The sequence below is a fragment of the Streptomyces africanus genome, from assembly GCF_002150735.1.
In the GTDB taxonomy this organism is placed as follows: domain Bacteria; phylum Actinomycetota; class Actinomycetes; order Streptomycetales; family Streptomycetaceae; genus Streptomyces; species Streptomyces africanus.
The window spans coordinates 1-1380 of record NZ_MUKA01000294.1 but is presented as its reverse complement, the minus strand read 5'-3'; the positions used below and the strand labels follow the sequence as shown (position 1 = coordinate 1380).

The 1380-nt window shown below is 67.3% G+C and carries 2 protein-coding genes; both read right to left on the bottom strand.

Going from position 1 to position 1380, the window contains the following annotated elements; all coding sequences use genetic code 11:
• Window positions 1-384: 384 nt before the first annotated feature.
• Window positions 385-978, bottom strand: coding sequence for a hypothetical protein (locus CCL05_RS31850; RefSeq protein ID WP_086564146.1), 594 nt, complete (start codon window positions 976-978; stop codon window positions 385-387).
• A gap of 3 nt (window positions 979-981) precedes the next feature.
• Window positions 982-1380 (bottom strand): DUF6197 family protein (locus CCL05_RS31845; RefSeq protein ID WP_244204480.1); only part of this gene is annotated, 399 nt, incomplete at its 5' end.

Sequence of the window (1380 nt, the reverse complement as noted above, 5' to 3'; positions counted from 1 at the left end):
CATCGCGGCCGGCGGCGGGCTCCTCGTCGTGCTGGTCGCGAACCGCACCAAGAAAGCTCACGCAGCGTAACCGTCGACGTTCATTCCTCACTCACCGCTGCCACTGAAAGCCCTCGAAGCCCGCCCCATGATCAGCTCCCGGGGGCCTTCAGGGCGGCAGTGAATGAGGAATGAAGCTACAGAGAGTGAGGATTGATGGCGACCGACACGGTCCCCGCGGCGGTCCGGGGACCGCCGCGGGGACCGTGTCGGTCGCCATCAATCCTCACTCTCTGTAGCTTCATTCCTCATTCACTGCCGCCCTGAAGGCCCCCGGGAGCTGATCATGGGGCGGGCTTCGAGGGCTTTCAGTGGCAGCGGTGAGTGAGGAATGAACGTCGACGGTTACGCTGCGTGAGCTTTCTTGGTGCGGTTCGCGACCAGCACGACGAGGAGCCCGCCGCCGGCCGCGATGGCGAGGAAGCCCGCGGTGTTGATGCCGCCGCCCCCGCTGCTGGTGTCGTTGACGGACCCGGCGACGGCCATGTCGGATCCGTCGGTGCCGGTGTCCTGGCCGCCCTGGAACTGGTCCTGGCAGTCGGCGACGACGGAGCTGTAGGTGACGCCGATCTGCTTGCCGACCAGGCCCTTGTCGGCCTGGATGCAGGCGTCGACGAACTTCTGCCGGGCGGCGTCCTCGGTGGCCTTCTGCTTCTTCTGGACGGCGGTCGCCTTGTTGATTTCGCGGAGTTCCTGGATGCGGAGTTCCTGCTGCCTGAGGGCCAGTTCCTGCGCCTTCACTTTGTTGGCGGAGGCTTCGGCGGAGTAGTCCTGCCAGGCGAGGATTCCGCCCCCGGCGATTACTGCCGCTCCGATGGCGAGGGCGGTCTTTCCGCGCTTGGTCAGGCCGGGCTTGACGGGCTGCACCGTATTTCCGTAGGGGCTGGTCTGGGGGGCGAATTCGGGGCCGAATTCGTGGGCGAACTGCTCGGGGGTCACTTTCTATTCTCCGTTCTTGCGGGCCGAGTGGGCGGACAGGGTGATGAGGTGCTTGACCTGCGGAAAGGTGCGGTCGGTGTGGTCGTTCCAGGCGAAGAACGGCTCGTGGACGCGGTGTTCGCGGAGGGTCTGCTGCATGTAGTCGACGGCCCTCGCGCGGGCGGCCGGGGTGACGTGGCCGGTGTGCTCGAGGAGGGTTTGGGCGCCGCGGATGCACATGCGGCCGGTGGGGCTGAAGTCCAAGCTGCGGGCCCAGCCGTAGCGTTCGAGGACGGCGAGGGTCTGGGTGAGGTGGTCGGACGGGATGAGGGGGATCGGGTTCTGCCACAGGCCGAGGGCGGCCATCTGGTTGCGGAGGCTGGCGGGGATGAGGAGGTGCCAGCGGGTGGGTGCCGCGGACGG